We start from the raw sequence: 16,656 nt of genomic DNA, 5'->3' as shown, positions 1-16,656 counted from the left end.
CTGCCGGCTCCGCTGTCTGCTACCGGGCGAGGCGCAGCACCAGCGGCGCGCAGGTCACCACCAGTGCGATGCGGGCGATGTGATGCAGCACCACGTAACCAAGGTCCGCGCCTGCGATGATCGCCAGCACCACCATCTCGCCCTGTCCGCCGGGCACGAAGGCGAGGAAGGCCTCCAAGGGCGGTGCGATGGCGGCGGCCCCGATGGCCAGGATGAAAACCGCGCTGACCGCGGTCAGCAGCACGCCGTTCACCGCACCCGCCAGCACCACCCGGCGCAGTTCACCCCAGGTGACGCCCGCGTATTTTGCCCCCACCGCCAGCCCGATCGCGAACTGGCTGGCCCAGATCATCTCGGCCGGCGGGCGGCCGGTGATCACGCCCGACAGGCTCAGCGCTGCTGTCACCGCCATCGGCCCGATGATTGAGGCGCCGAAGATGCGCAGTCTTGCAGCCGCCCACCAGCCGCCAAGCCCGGCGGCGATCATCCACAGGATCTGCGCGGGCGGCACATCCGCCGCAGGGCGGCCGGGCCGCGCCAATAGGTCGACGTGCCAGATCCAGTCCAGCAGGAAGGGGGCGGCGCTCACAATCAGCAGGATTCGGGTGGCATGGACCAGCGACAGGACCCTCAGGTTGCCGCCCGCCTGCTCTCCGAACACCACCAGATCCTGCAGCCCGCCCGGCATCGCGCAGAAGTAGCTGGTCACCCGGTCGAAGCCAAAGACGCGGCGCATCAGTGGAAAGGAGAGCATCGCCACCGTTGCGACAAACACCGGCACCAGCATCAGCGACAGCGCCAGTTCCGGCACCGCCGCCGCGGCCGCGGGCGTGATGGAGGAGCCCGCGGCAACACCCAACAGGGTGCGGAAGGCGGTGCCGACCACCCCGATTCCTTCCATCGCCGCGCCGCCAAGCGCAAACGCCAGGCACAGGAACATCGGCCCCAGCAGCATCGGCAGCGGCAGATCCAGCCACAGGAACAGCGCGGCTCCCAGCGCGGCAATGCAGATCGTGTAAAGGCGGCGGCGCAGGTTCATGAGTTGCGTCCTTGGGAAAAATGAAAATGGAAGGCCGAAGCCTTCCATTTATGGTTTCAGTCGGCGTCGGCCGCGCCCTCGGCCCGCAGCCGCGCCCGCCTCGCCCGGTAGCTGGGCAGCACCACCAGGATCACCGCCAGCGCCAGCAGGCCCATGGTCATCGGCCGCTCCAGGATGAAGCCCACCCCGTCATAAAGCTGCATCGAGCGGGCGAAGTTGTCCTCCAGCATCCGGCCCAGGATGAAGCCGATCAGCAGAGGCGCCAGCGGGTAATCGGCAAAGCGCAGCACCGTGGCGCAGATGCCCAGGCCGACGAGGATCAGCAGTTCGGTCGCGTTGTTCTGGCCGATGTAGGCCCCCATCAGAGTGAAGAACAGGATGAAGGGGATCAGGTAGGTGCGCGGCACCGCCAGCACCTTGGCGATATAGGGGATCAGAGGCAGGTTCAGGACCAGGAGGATCACGTTGCCGAGGTACATCGAGATGATCACCGCCCAGAAGATCTGCGGCTCGTCCAGCATCAGCCGCGGCCCGGGCGAGACGTTGAGCGCAATCAGCGCGCCGAGAAGGATCGCGGTGGTGCCGGAGCCGGGGATGCCCAGCGTCAGGAGCGGCACGAACGACCCGGTGCAGGCAGCGTTGTTGGCGCTCTCCGGCGCCGCCAGCCCCTTGACCGAGCCTTTGCCAAACTGCTCCTGCTCCTCCTTCGGGGCGATGTTGCGCTCCACCGCGTAGCCGAGGAAAGAGGCGATGGTGGCGCCCGCACCCGGCAGCACGCCGATCAGGAAACCCTGGACCGACTGCCGCCCGATGACCGGAGCGATCGCCTTGGCCTCTTCCCTGGTGATGCGCAGGTCCTTGATCTCGCCGCTGCCGCCGCCCGACTTTGAGCGGGTGGGGTCGAGCACCAGATACATCGCCTCGGGCAGGGCGAACATCGCCATCGCCAGGGTGATGAAGCCGAAGCCTGACTGCAGGTCCATGATGCCCATGGTGAAGCGCGGCAGGTTGAACAGCGCGCCCTCGCCCACCGTCGCCATGATGAGCCCGAGGAGCGTCATCAGCAGCGCCTTGCCGACCTGGCCGGAACCGGCAAAGGCCGCAATCGCCGAAAGGCCAACCACCATCAGCGCGAAATATTCCGCCGAGTGGAACAAGAGCGCCACCGTCGCCAGCGCGGGTGCGAAGATCATCAGCAGGATCGCGCCGATGGTGCCGCCAGCAAAGGAGGAGATTGCCGCCACCGTCAGTGCCTTGCCCGCCTTGCCCTGCCGGGTCATCGGGTAGCCGTCGAAGGAGGTTGCCACGGTTGAGGCCACCCCCGGCGCGTTGATCAGGATCGAGGAGGTGGAGCCGCCGAAGATGGCGCCGTAATAGACCCCTGCGAGCAGGATCAGCGCCGCCGAAGGATCGCCCAGCGACACCGCGACGGGGATCATGATGGCGATGATCGACATCGGCCCCAGCCCCGGCAGCATGCCGATGAAGGTGCCAATCAGGCAGCCGCCGATGACCATCAGAAGGTTGGTGAGGGAAAAGGCCGTGCCGAGGCCGATCAGGATGCCTTCGATCATGTCAGCCTCCGTTTGTGATAAATGCGGGCCAGGGGCTGAGGAAGATGCCGAGCACCTCCTGCACCAGGTACCAGACAGCGCCCGCCGCAATGGCAGCCACTGGCAGCAGAATATGCAGCTTGCGCTCGCCCAGGATCATCGCGCCCGCCACCAGGAAACCCAGCGTCGCGCCGACAAAGCCCAAGGGGCGCAGCAGCAGCGCGTAGGCCGCCATCAGCCCGAGCAGCAGAAGCGCCTGGCCCAGTTTGTATTCGGTGAGGCGGCGGTAATTGATCTCCATCGGCTTGGGATCCGCCGCGCCCTTCTCGAAGCCCAGGAGCACAAAGAGCGCGGTCAGCACCGTCAGCACCGACAGGATCTTGGGGAAGCTGCTGGGCCAGACCGGGTTGCGTTGCATGAACGGCGGCAGGCTTGCGTCCATGGTGAAAAAGGCGGCATAGCCGTAAGCGAGACTGATCAGCAGCACGGCCAGCGCGATCCAGCGGTCAAGAGCCATCATGCCCTCCGGAAATATGTGGTTGCGGTGAGGCAGGCAGGGGCTCTGCCCCCGCCGCGCCGGGCGCGGCTCCCCCCGGGATATTTATCGGCAAGAGGAAGGCCCAATCGCCTTTTCCTCTTGCTGCAAATATCCCGGGGGTGCGGGGGCAGAGCCCCCGCCCTTGCGCCTGGCCAAGCCCAGGCTCAGAGGAAGCCGAGCTTCTTCATCAGATCGCCGATCACTTGTTCCTGCTGTTCCAGGAAAGTGCGGAAATCCTCGCCGGAGTTGTGGATGTTCACCCAGCCGTTGCGGGCGCGCACCTCTTCCCACTCGGGGGTGTCATACATCTTCGCCAGTGCGGTCTGATAGGCCGAGAGCTGGTCTTCCGGCAGGCCGGGGGCGCCGAAGAAGCCGCGCCAGTTGACGAAGGTTGTGTCGAGCCCCTGCTCCTTCATGGTGGGGGCATCGGGGTAGCTGTCCACCCGCTCGTCTGCGGTGACGCCGATGATCTTCACCTCGCCCGCATTGGCGAGGTCGATGGCCTCGGAAAAGCCTGTCGACAGTGCTGCGATCTCGCCGGAAAGCAGCGCCGCCATCGCCTTGCCGCCCGCGTCATAGGGGATGTATTTCACCGCGGTCGGGTCCTCGCCCGCCGCTTCCATCACCATCGCCGCCACCAGGTGGTCCATACCGCCCGGCACCGAGCCGCCGCCGATGGCGGTGCCGCGCGGGTCGTCCTTGTAGGCGGCCAGCAGGTCTTCCATCGAGTTGATCGGGCTGTCCTTGCTGACCACCATCGCGGCGTAGTCGCCGATGGTGCCCGCCACCAGGGTGAGATCTCGGAAGTTCTGCGGGAACACGCCGGTGAGCGAGCGGATAACGATCGGGGTGGAGTTCACCATCAGCGTGCCGTGGTTGCTGTCGGCGTTCTCGATCAGGTAGCCGATCGCCTTGCCGCCGCCGCCGCCCGACATGTTCTCGTAAGATGCCTTGCCGACCAGCCCGGCCTCCGTCAGTGCCTCGCCGGTGCCGCGTGCGGTGCCGTCCCAGCCGCCGCCCGCGCCGCCGGGGATCAGGAAGTGGATGCTGTCGACCACTTTTTCTTCGGCCCAGGCCGGGGTTGCAATAGCCAGCGCCGCCGCCGTGGCGGCCAGCGCCGCGCGGCGGGTCAGGGTCCATTTGGTCATTGTTGTCCTCCCATTTGACAAAACGCGGCCGGGCCGCGCATGACTGGTATGAAGCACGGCAAGCTGACACAAACCTGTCACGTGCGTCAGAAATGGGGTGATCGAACATGCGTTTCCTGCTGGTCGAGGACAACGAAAGCCTCGCGGCCGCGGTTCTGGACCGGCTGCGGCTGGACGGCCATGTCGTCGATCACGCCCCGGACGTGGCCACCGCGGCGGCCTTCGACGGGGTGGCGGACTATGATCTGATCCTGCTGGACATCATGCTTCCGGACGGCGATGGGCGGGCCTTTCTGAAAAGCCACCGGGCGCGCCGGAAGGAGACGCCGGTGATCGTGCTGACCGCGCGCTCCGAGGTGTCGGACCGGGTCGGGCTTCTGGATCTCGGCGCTGATGACTACCTCACCAAACCTTTCGACTTTTCCGAGCTGGAGGCGCGCTGCCGGGCAGTGCTGCGGCGGCGCGGCGGCGGCAGCTCCAACCTGCGCCAGTTCGCCGGCCTAACCTTCGACCCGATGGCGGGCACCATTGCCAGCGGCGGCAAGGTCATCGCGCTGCGCAACCGGGAACTGCGGCTGCTGGAGGTCTTCCTGAATGCGCCGGGTCAGATCTTTTCCAAGGCCAAGCTGGTGGAGCGGCTGTTTTCCTACGAGGAAGACGTTTCGGAAAACGCGATAGAGGTCTACGTGGCGCGCCTGCGCAAGCATCTCGCCGGGTCCGGCGTGGAGATCACCACGGTGCGCGGTCTTGGCTACCGGCTGACGGTGGCATGAGCGCAGGAGTCAACGTCCAGGGGTCGATCCGCCGCCGGCTGCTGCTGCAGCTGGTCGGCAGCGCTGCGCTTCTGGCGGCGCTTTTGTTCTTCACCATGCTGGGCTTCGTGCGGACCCTGGCGGGGGAAAGCCATGACCGGATCCTGCTGGCTTCGGCCACTTCGATCCTCGACACGGTGGCGGTGCAGACCGGGACAATTACCGCCGATTTGCCGTACGCGGCGCTGTCGATGCTCGGCAACGTGAGCGATGACCGCGTGTTTTACCGGGTGACGGGCCCCGGGGGCTTGATCACCGGCTATGCCGACCTGCCGGTGGGGGAGGAGACGGCCGCGCCCGGCCAGCCGGTGTTCGAGACCGCGGAGTACAAGTCCGAGAGCATCCGCGCAGTGAGTGTGTCGCGGCGGCTGTCGCTGGAGGGCGCGCCAGCGCTGGTGCGGGTCTCGGTGGCGCAGACACGCGCGGGGCAACAGGCCCAGCTTGCGCGGCTGTCGCGCTCTGCGCTCATTCTCGGGGCGGGGTTCTTTGTGCTCGCCTCGGCGCTGGCGGTGTGGTCGGCGCGCTCCAGCATCACGCCCTTGCGGTCGCTGACCGAGGCGGTTTCGCGCCGCGGGCCCAAGGACCTGCGCCCGGTTTCCCGCCCGGTGCCCGCCGAGATGGCGCCGCTGGTCGCCTCGCTCAACAGTTTCATCTCGCGTCTGCAGACCTCGCTCGCCCGGTCGGAAGATTTCATCGCCGAGGCCGCGCATCGGGTGCGCACGCCGCTGGCCACGGTGCGGGCGCAGGCAGAGGTCACACTCTTGCGGGTGGAGCGGGAGGAGAACCGCGCCGCCCTGCGCGCGATGATCCGCGCCATCGACGAAAGCTCGCGCGCGGCGGGGCAGCTCTTGGACCACGCCATGGTCACCTTCCGCACCGACAGCCTGGAGCGCGAGGAGGTGGCGCTGACGGCGCTGGCGCGGGAACTGGCGGGCCGGCTGCGGCCGACCGCGGCGATGAAGGATATTGCCCTCCATTTCGAGGCCGCAGGCGATGTCGCCGTGCCGGGGGATGCCATCCTGATTCAGAATGCGGTGCGCAACATCCTCGATAACGCGATCAAGTACTCGGGCCGTGAGGCCGACGTGTGGCTGCGGGTCGCGGCGCGGGACGGGCTGGCCTGCGTCACCGTCGAGGATGAGGCAGGCGGCTTCGGGGCGGCGGATACCGAAGCGCTGACCGGCCGCTTCGTGCGCGGCGCCAATGCGGGCGGCACGATCGGCTCGGGTCTCGGCCTCACCATCGCGCGGGAGGTGGCGGAGGCGCATGGCGGGCAGCTCACTATCAAGAACAGCGAAAGCGGAGCGGGCGCATGCGTTTCCTTGTCCTTTCCCTTGTCCTGAGTGCCTTCGCTTGGCTTGGCGGCCAAGGCCACGCCTTCGAGACCGAGGAGCGCCGCTGGATCGGTCCGCAGGACGGCCGGGTGCTGCGGGTGATCTCCACCACCGACACCGCTATCCTCGCGCCGCTGATCGAAAGCTTCCTGGTACGCCAGCCGGGGGTGGCCGTCGACTATGTGGTGGCCAACAGCAGCGAAGTGATGAAGGCGGTGCTGGAGGGAGAGGAGCGGTTTGACGTCGCGCTGTCCTCGGCGATGGATTTGCAGACCAAGCTTGCAAACGACGGCTATACCCTGCGGCACCAGTCCGCCGCCACCGCGCGGGTGCCGGACTGGGGCGAGTGGCGCGGGCATGTTTTTGCCTTCTCGCTGGAGCCAGCGTCCTTCGTGGTCAATGCGGGCGTGCTGGAGGGGCAGGAGATACCACGGACCCGGCGTGACCTGATCGCTTTTCTGCGGGCCGCACCGGAACGGTTCCGCGGCAGGATCGCGACCTATGACGTAAGGCAGAGCGGGCTCGGCTATCTTTTCGCCACGCAGGATGCGCGCACCTCGGAAAGCTACTGGCGGCTGATGGAGGTAATCGGAGGCCTGCAGCCGCGGCTTTCCTGCTGTTCCGGCCGGATGATCGAGCAGGTCGCGGCGGGCGAGGTTCTGGTGGCCTACAACGTTCTGGGCAGCTACGCGCGGGCGCGGCGCGATCTGGCGGACAAGATCGTGGTGATCGACCCGGAGGATCACACCCATTTGATGATGCGCTCGGCAGTCTTGCTGAAAGGCGCGGCGGAACCCGCGCTGGCACGTGCCTTTGCGGATCACCTGATCAATGCTGCCTGGGTCTATCCGCCGCCGCCGGAATACCCCTTCCGCCCGCCCGCCGCCGCACTGGCCGCAGCGCCGAGCTCGCATAGGCCGATCCAGCTCGGGCCGGGACTGTTGGTCTATCTCGATGGGCAGAAGCGGCAGCGCTTCCTGGAGGAATGGCAAAGCGCGGTGCGCCAGCGTTAGGGGGCACGGGCGTTTGGGGCAGAGGGCGCGGAGCGGTGCCCGCGCCCCCGAAGGCTCAGGCGTTTGCGCCGGTGAATTGTGCCAGTTCCACGCCGTCCTCTTCCAGCGCGCGGCGCACCGCGGCGGCGATCTGGACCGCTTCGGCGGTGTCGCCGTGCAGGCAGATGGTGTCGATCCGGGCCGGGATGCGCTTGCCGCTTTCGGTGATGATCGCGCCTTCGCGCACCATCTCGGCCATGCGCTTGCCCGCCAGTTCGGCATCGTGGATCACCGCGCCGGGCAGCGAGCGGTCGACCAGGGTGGCATCGTCGTTATAGGCGCGGTCGGCAAAAATCTCGCAGGCCATGGCGCAGCCCAGCTCCTCGGCCGCGGCCTGCTGGGCGGTGCCCGCAAGCACCATGATGATGATGTCGGGATCGACCGAGAGCGCCGCCTCGTAGCAGGCCCGCGCCATCGCCTTGTCCTCGGACGCCATGTTGGCCAGCGCCCCGTGCAGTTTCAGATGCCGCACCGATCCGCCCGCAGCCCGCGCCATCGCCTGCGCCGCGCCCAGCTGGTAGCGCACGAGGTTCTGCAGCGAGCCATGCGGCATATTCATCCGGCGGCGGCCGAAGCCGTGCAGGTCCGGAAAGCCCGGATGCGCGCCGATGCCGACGCCTTTCTCCAGCGCCTTCGCCATCGTCTCCGCCATTACGTCCCAGTCGCCCGCGTGAAAGCCGCAGGCCACGTTGGCGGAGGTGACGATATCCAGGAGCGCCTTGTCATCGCCCAGCTTCCAGGCGCCGTAACCTTCGCCCATGTCGGCGTTCAGATCGACCTTTCGGACCATGGTGTTCTCCCTTTTTCAGTCTTCGTACCCGGCGGTGACGCCGCTAATCAGTTGGTAGGACAGCAGATCCGGGATGGTGCGCGGATCGCGGATCAGGGGGCGGGCGGCGCGTGGCAGCTCGGCGCGCATCTTTGCATCGGCGCGCTCCAGCGCCACCGCTTCCTCCAGGCTGACAAAGGCAAAGCGCAACACCGCGCCCGGTGCGGCTTGCGCCAGCCGCGGCAGGTCGCAGGGCAGTACGGTGCCGATCCGGGGGTAGCCTCCGGTGGTCTGGCTTTCGCTGAGCAGCACGAAGGGCGTGCCGTCGCCGGTGATCTGGATGTCGCCGGGCACGATGACCTCGGACAACACCGTGCGCCCGCCTTCCGCCGGGAAGCCTCCGCCGCCGGAGTCAAGCCGTACGCCCATCCGGTTGCCCCGGGCATCGCGGCGGAACTCGGTGGCCTGGAAGCGGTCGCGGGTTTCCTGCGGGAACAGGCGGGTCTGGAAGCTTGCAACCATGCGGATGGTGCCGCCGCCGAAACGGTCCGCGGGCGCCAGGCAGAGGCTGGTTGGGTCTCCTGCATCATTGCCAATCGGCAGCGTGTCGCCCGCCTGCAGCGCCCGGCCGACGCCGGCGGCCAGATGCGCCGACTGCGCGCCGAGTAGCTCGGGGCATTGGATGCCGCCGCCAAAGGACAGGTAGCCATAGGTGCCGGTCAGCGCCGCGCCGATAGTCAGCCGCGCGCCCGCGGGCATTAAGTGGCTGGCGTTCCACGCCAGTTTCACCCCGTCCAGCGACGCCTGCATTGGCGCGCCGGTGAGCGCGATTCTGGTGTCTTCGCTGACCTCGAACTCGCCGCCCATGCCGCCCATCTCGATCGCAGCCGGCCCGGCGTTGCAGCCCAGCAGCGCCGCGGCCTCGGCCAGCGCCAGCCGGTCGGCGGCACCGCCGCGGGACAGGCCGGAGTCGAGGCAGCCGCTGCGGCCCTGGTCCTGCACGCTGAGGCCTGGCCCGGCGCGGTGGATCTTCAGGTGGTTGCTCATTTGACCACCTCACAGACCGCGCCGCCGCGGGGGTCGCGCTTCATTGCCTCCAGCTTGGCGGGTTCAGTTGGCACAAACTGGACCTCATCGCCCGGCCGCAGCAGGAAGGGGTCGTCCGCCTCCGGGCGGAACAGTTTCATCGCGGTCTGGCCGACATGCTGCCACCCGGTGGGGGTGGAAACTGAAAACAGCACCAATTGCCGGATCGCCACCGCCAGAGCGCCCTCGGGAATGCGGCGGGTGAGCTGGCTCTGGCGCGGGATGTCCCAAGCCTCGGGCAGCTCGCCCAGGTAGGGCTGGCCGGGGGCAAAGCCGATGGTCTGCACCCGCACGCGCGCGTTGGAGAGCGAGGCGATGGCCCCCTCGGCGCTCATGCCCGCGGCCTCGGCGGCCTGTTCGAGCTGCGGCGCAAGATCCGTGCCAAAGACGGCGGGCACCCGCCAGAAGCGCCGCCCCTCGGGCAGGCCCGCCTGGTACCAGTCCTGTTCCTTCAGGAGCGCTTCCAGCCTTGCTTGCAGGTCCGCGTGGCTGAGGTGCAAAGGATCGAACCGCAGGTATGCGGAGACCAGCGAGGAAGAGGTCTCCTCCACCCCGTCCCAGCCGGCTGCCTCCAGTGCGGCGCGGAAGGCAAGAGCCGCGCGGTTGGCCGGTTCCGACAGGGTGTCGGCGAAACTGACGAGGAACCCGTCGGCGCCAGCGGTACGGACCGCGGGCCACTGTGGTTTGGTGTCAGGTTGCATGGCTCGGTCTCACATCTGCGCAGGCAGGTAGGTCACGATCGCGGGGAAGCCCACGATGATCACCAGCGCCAGCAGCATCAGGAAGAAGAAGGGCAGCGCTGCCTTGGCCACGGTCAGGATGTCGCGCCCGGTCAGCGATTGCAGCACGAAAAGGTTGAAGCCGACCGGCGGCGTGATCTGCGACATCTCCACCACAATCACCAGGAAAATGCCGAACCACAGAGGGTCAATGCCCGCCTCCAGCACCATCGGCATGATCACCGAAGCGGTCAGCACCACCACCGAGATCCCGTCGAGGAAACAGCCCATGATGACAAAGAAAATGGTGAGGGCCGCAAGCAGCACGAAGGTCGACAGTCCCAGCGAGCCGATCCACTCGGCCAGGATGCGCGGAATGCCGGTGAAGCCCATCGCGACGGTCAGGAAGGAGGCACCGGCAAGGATGAAAGCAATCATGCAGGAGGTGATGGTCGCACCCATCAGCCCGTCGATGAAGCTCTTGCGGGTGAGGGAGCCCGAGCTCCAGGACAAGAGCAGCGCCAGCACCACGCCAACCGCGGCGGCATCGGTGGGGGAGGCAAGACCCGCGTAGATCGAGCCGATCACGCCGCCGATCAGCAGCGCCACCGGCAGCAGGCGCCGCGAGTGGTAGAGCTTTTCGCGCAAGGACGCCTTCATGTCCTCCGCCGGCAGCTTGGCGCGGTTGATCAGCGCCCAGATCACCACGTAGCCGACAAACAGCCCAACCAGCAGGACACCGGGCAGGACGCCCGCCACGAACAGCCGCGCGATGGATTGCTCGGTGGCGACGCCATAGACGATCAGGATGATCGACGGTGGAATGAGCAGCCCCAGCGTGGCGGAGCCAGCGAGCGTGCCGATCACCAGTTGCTCCGGGTAGCCGCGGCGCGCGAGTTCCGGGATCGACAGCTTGCCCACGGTGGCCGCGGTCGCGGCGGAGGAGCCGGAGACCGCGGCGAAGATCCCGCAGGCAAAGACGTTCACGTGCAGAAGCTGCCCCGGCAGCCGGTTCATCCAGGGCGCCAGCCCGGTGAACATGTCATCCGACAGGCGCGAGCGGAACAGGATTTCGCCCATCCAGATGAACAGCGGCAGCGCGGCCAGCGCCCAGGAGTTGCTGTGGCCCCAGAAGGTGGTGGCCATCACCAGCCCCAAGGGCGCGTCGCTGAACAGTGCCATGGCGGCGATGCCGACGCCGAGCAGCGAAAAGGCAACCCAGAGCCCGGCACCGAGAAACAGGAACAGCAGCACCAGCAGGATGATGGAAAGCGTTGCGATTGTCATGGCCGGTCCCTATTCGCTCAGGAGGTTCTCGCCCTTGCCCTCCCAGGAGGGCAGGGCACCGCGCAGGAGGCCGATCAGCTCGTCCGCCAGCGCGATCGTGAGGATGGCAAGGCCAAAGGCCACCGGCAGCTGCGGGATCCACAGGGGCACCGAGACCATGCCCGCGCTGCGGTCGCCGAACTCATGGGATTCCAGCACCAGGAGCGCCATGTACCAGGTGGCGTAGCCGCTCATCAGCAGCGCCACGAAGGTCACCGCCATGTCGGCAAATCGGCGCGGGCGGGCCGGCAGCTTGCCGGTGAGCAGCGTCACCCGGATATGGCCGCCTGCGCGCAGCGCATAGGCCAGCGCCAGGAAGGTCGAGGCGGCGAGGAAGAAGCCGGTGAAATCGGAATAGGAAGGAATGGTCAGCCCGGTGCCGCCGCCGAACAGTGCGGCGGAGATTTTGTCGGCCACGTTCAGGCAGACCTGGGCAAAGACCAGGGCCACGATGGCCAGGATGAACAGCGCGGCCAGGCCGCCCGCTGCCCGATAGATGAAATCGAGACTGCGCCGCATCGGCTTTCCTCCCTGATGTGGTGCGGCCGGGCGCGCCAGGGCGCCCGGCGCCTTGAGGTTACTGCAGGTAGACGTCGAGCAGTGCCTTGCCGGAGTCGCCGGACTCGGCGGTCCAGTCTTCCAGCATTTTCATGCCGATTTCGCGCAGGCCCTGCATCAGCTCATCGGAGGGCTCGACGACGGTGATGCCGTTTTCCTTCAGCACGGCGACCTTGGCATCGGTTTCTTCCTTACTCATCTGCCAGCCGCGGGCCTCAGCCTCCTTGGCGGCATTGAGGATCGCAGTCTGGGTCGCCTCATCCAGGCGGCGGAAGGCGCGTTTGTTCACCACGACGATGTTCTTGGGGATCCAGGCCTGAATGTTGGTATAGTGGGACAGGAAGTCCCAGGCCTTGGAGTTGGCGCCGGTGGAGGGCGAGGTGATCATCGCCTCGACCCGGCCGGTGCTGAAGGCCTGCGGGATGTCCGGAACCTCCACCTGGGTAGGCGCGGCGCCGGCCAGGTTGGCGAACTTCTCCAGGTTGGCGTTGTAGGTGCGGAACTTCAGGCCGGCGAGATCGTCGAGTGAGGAGATCTCCTTCTTGGTGAACAGCCCCTGCGGCGGCCACGGAACAGCGTAGAGTGTCATCAGCCCCTGCTGGTCCAGCAGCCCGTCGATCACGTCCTTCTGCGCCGCCCACAAACGCTCGGCGTCCTCGTAGGTGGTGGCGAGGAACGGCAGCGAGTCGGCCCCGAAGACCGGGTTGTCGTTGGCCAGCAGCGACAGGAAGAACTCCCCCGCCGGGACCTGGCCGCTGCGCACGGCCTTGCTGATTTCGGGGTGTTTGAACAGCGATCCGGCCGAATGCACCTTGATCTCCAGCGCGCCGCTGGTGGCCTCGCTCACATCCTTGGCAAACTCGTGGATGTTGGCGGTGTGGAAAGTCGCATCCGGATAGGGCGTCGGCATGTCCCAGGTTGCGGCCTGAGCCTGGATCGCCAGGCCCGCAACGGCGGCGATGGCGCCGCCAAAGTAACGAATCATCTTCATGAGGTCCTCCCTTAGATTATTTGTTACTATTTGTTGTCATAACGTTCGCAAAATGTCAACGTTACGTCGATTTAACGTCTTGAGCCGCGAGACACTCCCCGTGGTCTGCCCGGCTGCACGCAGGCGTATGCCGGGGGAAAGGCCGTCGGCGTGACTGGCTATGTAGCACAATATGCGGGTGTTTTCGCCTGCCCCTTGCACGCCGCTTGCACGCCGCAGGCATCGCCAGGCGGCCCGGCGGATCAAGCGGCGGGAATGCCCCACCAGCGCAGCGTCTTGTCGAAGTGGTGGCGAATCGCGGCGGCCGCCCGGTCACCGTCGCGCGCTTCCAGAGCTGCGATAATCTCAAGGTGCTCATCCATCGCGGAAACGATGCGGTCGGCCAGGAAGGGGCGTTGGTTCTGAATGATGGCGACCCGGTCGCGGTTCTCTGCGTAGAGCCTGGACGCAAGGCCGGACCCCAGCCCTCCGGCGAGCGCATCGTGCAGGGACAGGTCGGTGGCGATCGCCTGCCGCTGCAACTCGGGCGAGACGCTGCGGGCAGCCGCATCGCGCAGCCGCTCATGCGCTTCGCGCAGCTCTGCCAGCGGCAGATCGTGGCCCTTCGCCGCCAGCCGCCGCGCGCCTTCGCAATCGAACATCGCCCGCAGGTCCAGGCACTCGCGGGTGACTTCGGCGTTGGCATCCATCACCATGACGCCGCGCTTGGGCAGCACTGTCAGCAGCCCGCCGGCCTCGGCCCGCTTTACCGCATCGCGCACAGCAGCAAGCGGCATCTCCAGCTGCTCCACCAGCATCGGCATCGACAGGAACATGCCGGAGCTGAGCGTGCCGTCGCGCAGCCGCGCCACCAGCGCCCGGAACGCGCGTCCGGTCTGAAGTTCGGCCGTGGCGGTGGTGCGGGAGGATTTGGCGGCGGGTGTGGTCATCTGGTGCGGTCCCTGCCCCTTCAGGAGCGATTATTTTCAAGTTTTAGCTAAAGGTGCTTCCGGCTTTTGCCGAATGCCAGAAGTCTACAATAGCAGCTAACATGTTACCTGCAATACCGGAGGAAGTCAGATGCACGGGCACCAGATTCGGGTCCGGGCGATGGGAGGAAGTAAAATGCAAACGATCACCGCCGATGGCGTCTATGAAAATGAGGACGCGCTGCGTCCGGTCACGGCTGAAGAGAAATCCTGGGGCTGGTTCGCGATCTTCAATGTCTGGGCCAATGATATCCAGTCGCTGTTTGGCTATTCGCTGGTCGCCTCGCTGTTCATCTCCTACGGGGTCAGCGGCTGGACCGCTTTTGCCGCGCTGATCACCGCAGGGCTGATGGTGATGGTCCTGGTCAACCTCTCAGGGGCGGCGGGAGAGCGCTACGGCATTCCTTACCCGGTCTTTGCCCGCGCCAGCATGGGCACCTCGGGCGCCAAGCTGCCTGCGGTGCTGCGCGCGACGGTGGCCGTGTTCTGGTACGGGGTGCAGGTCTATTTCGCTTCCACCGCGCTGGCATTGCTGATCCGTTCGCTCACCGGGATCACCGGCGGCGCCGAGATGCTGGGGCTGACCGGGATTGACTGGCTGTCCTTCGTGCTGGTCTGGGCCTTCCACATTATGATCTTCTGGCGCGGCATGGGCTGGGTGGAGACCTTCCTGAACGTGGCGGGCCCCTTCGTCTATGCGGTGATGATCGGGCTGGTGATCGTGCTGTGGATCAAGTCCGACGGCCAGCTGCTGTCGCAGGCGCAGACCATCTTTGCCAACCCGGACGCTACCTGGGGCACCGAGTTCTCGGGCTTCATCGCCATCATCGGCACGATGGTCGCCTATTTCGCCGCGGTGATGATCAACTTCAGCGACTTTTCGCGTTTCGCCAAAGACAAGAAAGCGATGACCCGCGGCAATCTGGCCGGGCTGCCCTTCAACATGATCCTGTTTTCCGCGCTGGCACTGCTGACCACGGCCGGGGCAGCCGTGGTCTATGGCGAGAAGATCATCAACCCGACCGAAATCGTCGGCCGCACCGACAGTGTGATCCTGGGTATCATTGCCGCGATCACCTTCTTCGCCGCCACAGTCGGCATCAACCTCGTGGCGAACTTCATCCCCGCGGTGAACGGTATCGCCAACCTGTCGCCCAGCCGGATCAGTTTCCGAACCGCGGGGATGATCACCTCGGCCTTTGCCCTGGTGATCGGCGGCCTGTGGACCAGCTTCATCAGCCAGTTCGGCATCAGCGGCTTCGTCAACACGCTGGGTGCAACACTGGCCCCGCTCTACGGCATCATGATCGTGGACTACTACATTCTGCGGAAGCAGGAGCTGAAGCGCGACGATCTCTACAACATGCAGCGCGGGCTTTACCACTATGGCAACGGCTGGAACGACCACGCGCTGGTGGCCTTCGGTATCGCCGCAGTGTTCTCGGTCGCCACGGTCTGGGTTCCGGTGCTGAGCCAGCTGGCCGGTTATGCCTGGATCATCGGTGCCATGCTGGGCGGCGCGATCTTCTACTTCCGCAGCGCCGCTGCTCTCCGCCAGACAGCCTGAACGGGCAGCCAAAAATGAAAACCGGCCCGGATGCCCCGCGCATCCGGGCCGGATTCTGTCTGCCGGGTTAGCCGCCTACTCCCGCTGGCTGCCGTAGAAGCGGGCAAACAGCGCCTCCAGCCCGGTGAAAGCAACGCCGAGGCTGTCGCGGCGGGTGAAGTCGAAGCGCGTCGGAGGCTCCGGCGGGGCGGAAAGCGGCAGCGGCAGCGCGTCCGGGGGCACATGGGCTGCGATCTCCTGGTAGATCCGCTGCCAGGCCCAGCTGCCGCTCAGCGCGAAATACCGGCCCGAGGCTGCCGGATTTTGCCAGGCGGCCAGCACCATCGCGGCGAGATCTTCCGGGCTGGTCAGCGACATTGCTCCGGACGGCATCGTTTCGTGCCAGCCGGCCCGGCCCTCGCTCAGACCTGCCAGGAAGCTCAGCACGTGGCCCTCCAGATGTGCCGGAAGCAGGGGAGGACCAACCATCATGCTTGGCAGCAGGATGCAAAGCCGCTGCCCGGCCAGCTCAGTGAACTCTTCGGCCGCCGCCTCCATCGCTGTCTTCTGGGCTTGAGCGTATTTGCGGGCCCTGATCTGAACCGCCAGCGATGAACGGTCGCGCAGCTCCTGCTTGACCGGCACGGGGCCGGGCGGCTCGGCCGAAGCGGTGCTGGAGCACAGAAGCGCCGTCCCCACCCGCTGCCGCGCGGCTGCGCGCAGGATGTTGATGCAGCCCTCCTGCGCCGGGGCGATGAACTCTGCCCAGCCGCGCCGAGGCCCGAGATCTGCCGCGGGAGTACCGTCCCCCGCCTTCCGCACGGCAGGGAAGCAGGCGATGAAGACTGCATCCGCGCCGCTGAGCGGGGCGTCGAAGCTGCTGCTGTCCGCGGCTTCGGCCCGGAACAGCCGCAGCCGCTCCGCCGCCCCGGGCAGGGCCATCGGCGCATCTGTCTTGGACCGGCAGGTCAATGTGCGGAGCGTGCCGTTCACGCGGCACCCCGCGGCCAGAGCCGCGCGCACTGCATAGGCGCCCGCCAGACCGCTGGCGCCTGCAATGCAGATGGTCCTGCCGCTGAGATTTGTATGGGGGGCCGTCATTCTGCCGCTTGCTCCCGCCGTGTGCATGGCACCGCCATCCTGCACGCAAGGCTCCTGCAATGCTTATCGAAAATCCTGAGCCCGGCCCTCAGCCCCGCGGCACGTTCCGCGCCTCA

General features: G+C 66.8%; 16 protein-coding genes. 4 read left to right on the top strand and 12 right to left on the bottom strand.

Going from position 1 to position 16,656, the window contains the following annotated elements; all coding sequences use genetic code 11:
- Nucleotides 1-19: 19 nt before the first annotated feature.
- The 4 genes from ACOHWE_RS13110 to ACOHWE_RS13095 all read right to left on the bottom strand — a co-directional run bounded on the left by ACOHWE_RS13110 (nucleotide 20) and on the right by ACOHWE_RS13095 (nucleotide 4,278).
- Complete coding sequence (locus ACOHWE_RS13110) at nucleotides 20-1,039, bottom strand: AbrB family transcriptional regulator (protein WP_420666984.1); 1,020 nt, start codon at nucleotides 1,037-1,039, stop codon at nucleotides 20-22.
- A gap of 56 nt (nucleotides 1,040-1,095) precedes the next feature.
- Nucleotides 1,096-2,613: a tripartite tricarboxylate transporter permease gene (locus ACOHWE_RS13105; RefSeq protein ID WP_420666982.1), complete on the bottom strand. Its 1,518-nt coding sequence runs from the start codon at nucleotides 2,611-2,613 to the stop codon at nucleotides 1,096-1,098.
- Nucleotide 2,614: 1 nt separating this feature from the next.
- The gene (locus ACOHWE_RS13100) at nucleotides 2,615-3,109 is read right to left on the bottom strand and encodes a tripartite tricarboxylate transporter TctB family protein (RefSeq protein WP_420666980.1); all 495 of its coding nucleotides are present in this window, start codon (nucleotides 3,107-3,109) and stop codon (nucleotides 2,615-2,617) included.
- Nucleotides 3,110-3,294: 185 nt separating this feature from the next.
- Nucleotides 3,295-4,278, bottom strand: coding sequence for a tripartite tricarboxylate transporter substrate binding protein (locus ACOHWE_RS13095; protein ID WP_420666978.1), 984 nt, complete (start codon nucleotides 4,276-4,278; stop codon nucleotides 3,295-3,297).
- A gap of 107 nt (nucleotides 4,279-4,385) precedes the next feature.
- Here ACOHWE_RS13095 and ACOHWE_RS13090 point away from each other — a divergent pair, with 107 nt between their 5' ends.
- Genes ACOHWE_RS13090 through ACOHWE_RS13080 form a run of 3 tightly spaced genes read left to right on the top strand, consistent with a single transcriptional unit; the run spans nucleotide 4,386 to nucleotide 7,437 of the window.
- Nucleotides 4,386-5,051 carry a response regulator transcription factor gene (locus ACOHWE_RS13090; RefSeq protein ID WP_420666976.1) on the top strand — a complete coding sequence of 222 codons (666 nt, stop codon included), beginning with the start codon at nucleotides 4,386-4,388 and terminating at the stop codon, nucleotides 5,049-5,051.
- Nucleotides 5,048-6,433 carry a sensor histidine kinase gene (locus ACOHWE_RS13085; protein WP_420666974.1) on the top strand — a complete coding sequence of 462 codons (1,386 nt, stop codon included), beginning with the start codon at nucleotides 5,048-5,050 and terminating at the stop codon, nucleotides 6,431-6,433. The genes ACOHWE_RS13090 and ACOHWE_RS13085 overlap by 4 nt, the downstream gene beginning before the upstream one ends.
- Entirely contained in the window at nucleotides 6,403-7,437 is a 1,035-nt protein-coding gene (locus ACOHWE_RS13080) for an ABC transporter substrate-binding protein (protein ID WP_420666972.1), read from the top strand. Before ACOHWE_RS13085 ends, ACOHWE_RS13080 begins: the two co-directional genes overlap by 31 nt.
- A 55-nt stretch (nucleotides 7,438-7,492) precedes the next feature.
- Here ACOHWE_RS13080 and ACOHWE_RS13075 read toward each other — a convergent pair whose 3' ends face one another.
- From ACOHWE_RS13075 to ACOHWE_RS13045, 7 genes are all read right to left on the bottom strand, one after another.
- Nucleotides 7,493-8,266, bottom strand: coding sequence for a LamB/YcsF family protein (locus ACOHWE_RS13075; RefSeq protein WP_420666970.1), 774 nt, complete (start codon nucleotides 8,264-8,266; stop codon nucleotides 7,493-7,495).
- 15 nt (nucleotides 8,267-8,281) lie between these two features.
- The gene (locus ACOHWE_RS13070; protein ID WP_420666968.1) at nucleotides 8,282-9,292 is read right to left on the bottom strand and encodes a 5-oxoprolinase subunit C family protein; all 1,011 of its coding nucleotides are present in this window, start codon (nucleotides 9,290-9,292) and stop codon (nucleotides 8,282-8,284) included.
- A complete protein-coding gene (locus tag ACOHWE_RS13065; RefSeq protein ID WP_420666966.1) occupies nucleotides 9,289-10,032 on the bottom strand; it encodes a 5-oxoprolinase subunit B family protein in 744 nt (247 codons plus the stop codon). Before ACOHWE_RS13065 ends, ACOHWE_RS13070 begins: the two co-directional genes overlap by 4 nt.
- A 9-nt stretch (nucleotides 10,033-10,041) precedes the next feature.
- Nucleotides 10,042-11,337 carry a TRAP transporter large permease gene (locus ACOHWE_RS13060; RefSeq protein ID WP_420666964.1) on the bottom strand — a complete coding sequence of 432 codons (1,296 nt, stop codon included), beginning with the start codon at nucleotides 11,335-11,337 and terminating at the stop codon, nucleotides 10,042-10,044.
- A 9-nt stretch (nucleotides 11,338-11,346) separates the two neighbouring features.
- Complete coding sequence (locus ACOHWE_RS13055) at nucleotides 11,347-11,895, bottom strand: TRAP transporter small permease (protein WP_420666962.1); 549 nt, start codon at nucleotides 11,893-11,895, stop codon at nucleotides 11,347-11,349.
- Nucleotides 11,896-11,953: 58 nt separating this feature from the next.
- The gene (locus tag ACOHWE_RS13050) at nucleotides 11,954-12,925 is read right to left on the bottom strand and encodes a TRAP transporter substrate-binding protein (RefSeq protein WP_420666960.1); all 972 of its coding nucleotides are present in this window, start codon (nucleotides 12,923-12,925) and stop codon (nucleotides 11,954-11,956) included.
- A 242-nt stretch (nucleotides 12,926-13,167) separates the two neighbouring features.
- Nucleotides 13,168-13,854, bottom strand: coding sequence for a GntR family transcriptional regulator (locus ACOHWE_RS13045; RefSeq protein ID WP_420666958.1), 687 nt, complete (start codon nucleotides 13,852-13,854; stop codon nucleotides 13,168-13,170).
- A 175-nt stretch (nucleotides 13,855-14,029) separates the two neighbouring features.
- On the opposite strand from ACOHWE_RS13045, the gene ACOHWE_RS13040 reads away from it, so the two are divergent.
- The gene (locus ACOHWE_RS13040) at nucleotides 14,030-15,460 is read left to right on the top strand and encodes an NCS1 family nucleobase:cation symporter-1 (protein ID WP_420666957.1); all 1,431 of its coding nucleotides are present in this window, start codon (nucleotides 14,030-14,032) and stop codon (nucleotides 15,458-15,460) included.
- A 75-nt stretch (nucleotides 15,461-15,535) separates the two neighbouring features.
- Here the strand turns inward: ACOHWE_RS13040 and ACOHWE_RS13035 are convergent, their stop codons facing one another.
- Nucleotides 15,536-16,540 carry an NAD-dependent epimerase/dehydratase family protein gene (locus tag ACOHWE_RS13035; RefSeq protein ID WP_420666955.1) on the bottom strand — a complete coding sequence of 335 codons (1,005 nt, stop codon included), beginning with the start codon at nucleotides 16,538-16,540 and terminating at the stop codon, nucleotides 15,536-15,538.
- Between the last annotated feature and the right edge of the window lie 116 nt (nucleotides 16,541-16,656).

The organism is Cribrihabitans neustonicus (genome assembly GCF_048820895.1).
Lineage (GTDB): Bacteria > Pseudomonadota > Alphaproteobacteria > Rhodobacterales > Rhodobacteraceae > Cribrihabitans_A > Cribrihabitans_A neustonicus.
The sequence above is the reverse complement of the archived record's forward strand: the minus strand, read 5'-3'. Positions and strand labels throughout refer to the sequence as shown.

Coding starts and splice junctions, on each gene's coding strand:
- ACOHWE_RS13110 (WP_420666984.1), bottom strand. CDS start 1,039: ATGAACCTGCGCCGCCGCCTTTACACGATCTGCATTGCCGCGCTGGGA.
- ACOHWE_RS13095 (WP_420666978.1), bottom strand. CDS start 4,278: ATGACCAAATGGACCCTGACCCGCCGCGCGGCGCTGGCCGCCACGGCG.
- ACOHWE_RS13055 (WP_420666962.1), bottom strand. CDS start 11,895: ATGCGGCGCAGTCTCGATTTCATCTATCGGGCAGCGGGCGGCCTGGCC.
- ACOHWE_RS13045 (WP_420666958.1), bottom strand. CDS start 13,854: ATGACCACACCCGCCGCCAAATCCTCCCGCACCACCGCCACGGCCGAA.
- ACOHWE_RS13050 (WP_420666960.1), bottom strand. CDS start 12,925: ATGAAGATGATTCGTTACTTTGGCGGCGCCATCGCCGCCGTTGCGGGC.
- ACOHWE_RS13100 (WP_420666980.1), bottom strand. CDS start 3,109: ATGGCTCTTGACCGCTGGATCGCGCTGGCCGTGCTGCTGATCAGTCTC.
- ACOHWE_RS13080 (WP_420666972.1), top strand. CDS start 6,403: ATGCGTTTCCTTGTCCTTTCCCTTGTCCTGAGTGCCTTCGCTTGGCTT.
- ACOHWE_RS13070 (WP_420666968.1), bottom strand. CDS start 9,292: ATGAGCAACCACCTGAAGATCCACCGCGCCGGGCCAGGCCTCAGCGTG.
- ACOHWE_RS13035 (WP_420666955.1), bottom strand. CDS start 16,540: ATGACGGCCCCCCATACAAATCTCAGCGGCAGGACCATCTGCATTGCA.
- ACOHWE_RS13105 (WP_420666982.1), bottom strand. CDS start 2,613: ATGATCGAAGGCATCCTGATCGGCCTCGGCACGGCCTTTTCCCTCACC.
- ACOHWE_RS13065 (WP_420666966.1), bottom strand. CDS start 10,032: ATGCAACCTGACACCAAACCACAGTGGCCCGCGGTCCGTACCGCTGGC.
- ACOHWE_RS13090 (WP_420666976.1), top strand. CDS start 4,386: ATGCGTTTCCTGCTGGTCGAGGACAACGAAAGCCTCGCGGCCGCGGTT.
- ACOHWE_RS13075 (WP_420666970.1), bottom strand. CDS start 8,266: ATGGTCCGAAAGGTCGATCTGAACGCCGACATGGGCGAAGGTTACGGC.
- ACOHWE_RS13060 (WP_420666964.1), bottom strand. CDS start 11,337: ATGACAATCGCAACGCTTTCCATCATCCTGCTGGTGCTGCTGTTCCTG.
- ACOHWE_RS13085 (WP_420666974.1), top strand. CDS start 5,048: ATGAGCGCAGGAGTCAACGTCCAGGGGTCGATCCGCCGCCGGCTGCTG.
- ACOHWE_RS13040 (WP_420666957.1), top strand. CDS start 14,030: ATGCAAACGATCACCGCCGATGGCGTCTATGAAAATGAGGACGCGCTG.